2 protein-coding genes are annotated in these 1,549 nt (G+C 70.4%); both read left to right on the top strand.

Annotated elements, in window-relative coordinates:
• A partial coding sequence (locus tag AC08ON_RS12740) for a zinc-binding dehydrogenase (RefSeq protein ID WP_476617045.1) occupies positions 1-785 on the top strand: 785 nt, incomplete at its 5' end.
• Between the two features lie 81 nt (positions 786-866).
• Positions 867-1,439 carry a bacterial proteasome activator family protein gene (locus AC08ON_RS12735; RefSeq protein ID WP_476607613.1) on the top strand — a complete coding sequence of 191 codons (573 nt, stop codon included), beginning with the start codon at positions 867-869 and terminating at the stop codon, positions 1,437-1,439.
• Positions 1,440-1,549 lie beyond the last annotated feature (110 nt).

Here is a 1,549-nt window from a genome sequence, read left to right as displayed (position 1 = left end):
TGGCGGTTCTCGGCGCCGGCGTGGACCGGGTTGAGGTCGGGGCCGAGGTGTGCGCGCTGCTCAGCGGGGGCGGCTACGCGAGTCGGGTGAACGTGCCGGTCGGCCAGGTGCTGCCGGTTCCGGCCGGGGTCGACCTCATCACGGCGGCCGCTCTGCCCGAGGTCGCCTGCACGGTGTACTCCACGGTGTTCGGCATCGCCGGTCTGCGTGACTGCGAGGTCTTCCTCGTGCACGGCGGGGCGTCCGGCATCGGGACCTTCGCGATCCAGGCGGTCCGCGCGCTGCGTCCGAACGCGCTGGTCGCGACCACCGCCGGGACCGCGGCCAAACTGGCCAGGGTGCGGGAGCTCGGCGCCCACATCGCGGTCTCCTACCGTGACGACGACTTCGTCGCCAGGATCCGCGAGGCCACCGACGGCCATGGGGCGGACGTCATCCTCGACAACATGGGTGCGGCGTATCTCGCCCGCAACGTCGCCGTGCTGGCCGTGGGAGGCCGTCTGGTCGTCATCGGCCTGCAGGGCGGGGTGAAAGGGGAGCTCAACCTCGGCGCCCTGCTCACCAAGCGGGCGGCGGTCCACGCCGCGTCACTGCGCGGGCGGCCGGTCGAGGAGAAGGCCGACATCGTGACCGGTGTCCGCGGCGACTTCTGGCCGGCGATCGAGGCGGGGGCGATCCGGCCGGTCATCGATCGGGTGCTGTCGATCACCGAGGTCGCGCGGGCGCACCAGCATGTGGCTGATTTCGGACATGTCGGAAAGGTGGTACTCACGATCCCGGAATGATCCTCGATGGGTGACACCCGGCGTGACCGTGGAGGCGAAGCCAGTGCTGTGGGAGGCGGATCACGGGGCAGGATAGGGGGCATGACGGATCAACCGGAAGCCCGCGTCGTGGTCGTCGGGCCTGACGGCGCGCTGCACGAGACCGCGGACTCGGGGGTACCCGACCGGCCGGTGCGGCCGCTGGCCCCGGACGGTGGCCAGGCGCCGCAGGCCGCGGAGGAGTCGGACGGCGGCAACCCCATCGCAGCGCTGGTCTCCCAGCCCGACAAGGTGATGCGCATCGGTACCATGATCAAACAACTGCTCGAGGAGGTCCGCGCCGCCCCGCTGGACGACGCGAGCCGAGTCTGGCTGCGCGAGATCCACCGCAGTTCCATCCAGGAGCTCTCCGACGGGCTTGCCCCGGACCTGCGCTCGGAACTCGATCGGCTGTCGCTGCCGTTCGACGAGGAGCGCACGCCGTCGGACGCCGAGCTGCGCATCGCCCAGGCACAACTGGTCGGCTGGCTCGAGGGTCTGTTCCACGGCCTGCAGACCGCGCTGTTCGCCCAACAGATGGCCGCCAAGGCTCAGCTCGAGGAGATGCGCCGACGGGCCCTGCCGAGCGGGCAGCAGCCCGGCAGCGAGACGTTCGGCCGCGGGGCCTACCTCTGACTGACCCGTTTTTCATTGAGCCTTTCCGCGCAACGATCGATAGCTCTGCGTGAGTATCACGGACGGTAGTTGGTAGGGCGGTCCGAAGGGGGCGGTGCAAGAAGAAACGC

The organism is Frankia sp. CoWAU3 (genome assembly GCF_977971855.1).
This window is presented reverse-complemented; position numbering and strand designations above follow the sequence as displayed.

What these genes read in the sequence shown, in the direction of transcription:
- AC08ON_RS12735 (WP_476607613.1), top strand. Translation starts at nt 867, where the DNA reads ATGACGGATCAACCGGAAGCCCGCGTCGTGGTCGTCGGGCCTGACGGC.